The sequence below is a fragment of the Neisseria sp. P0021.S007 genome (assembly GCF_051956855.1).
This window is the reverse complement of record NZ_JBQCXA010001043.1, coordinates 1-542: the sequence shown is the minus strand read 5'-3', so window position 1 is coordinate 542 and position 542 is coordinate 1. Positions and strand designations below refer to the sequence as shown.

1 protein-coding gene is annotated in these 542 nt (G+C 54.8%); it reads right to left on the bottom strand.

The window, feature by feature from the left end; all coding sequences use genetic code 11:
- Positions 1-542 (bottom strand): pyrroline-5-carboxylate reductase family protein (locus ACTHUR_RS17420; protein ID WP_440399970.1); only part of this gene is annotated, 542 nt, incomplete at both ends.

Sequence of the window (542 nt, the reverse complement as noted above, 5' to 3'; positions counted from 1 at the left end):
TTATATTGTTGCGCCATTTCTTGCGAACGTTTGACGCAGGCTTCTACACCCTGTTCGATGGCTTCGGCAACGTGACGGGCTTTGAAGGTTTCGATGGCTTCGTGTGTCGTGCCGCCTTTGGAAGTTACGTTTTGCTGTAATTGTGCGAATGCTTCGCCGGTTTGTTCGGCCAAAGCCACTGCGCCTTTAAATGTGGCGAGGCTCAGTTCGCGTGCATCTTGTTCGTTGAAACCTTGTGCCAAAGCCGCATTTTGGAGCGCGCCCAACAGATAGAAAACATAGGCGGGGCCGCTGCCGCTGATGCCGGTAATATTGTGGAGTTGCTCTTCCTCGTTCAGCCAAATGGTCGTGCCGACAGAGCGCATGATGCCGTCGGCAGCTGTACGGTCGGCTTCTGAAACGCCTGCATCGGCAAACATACCGGATACGCCCAAGCCGATTTTGGCCGGCGTATTGGGCATGATGCGTACGATACGGCGTGTGCCGCCCAGATAATGGCTGAGGGTATCGATGGACAAACCTGCCGCTACAGACAACACCAG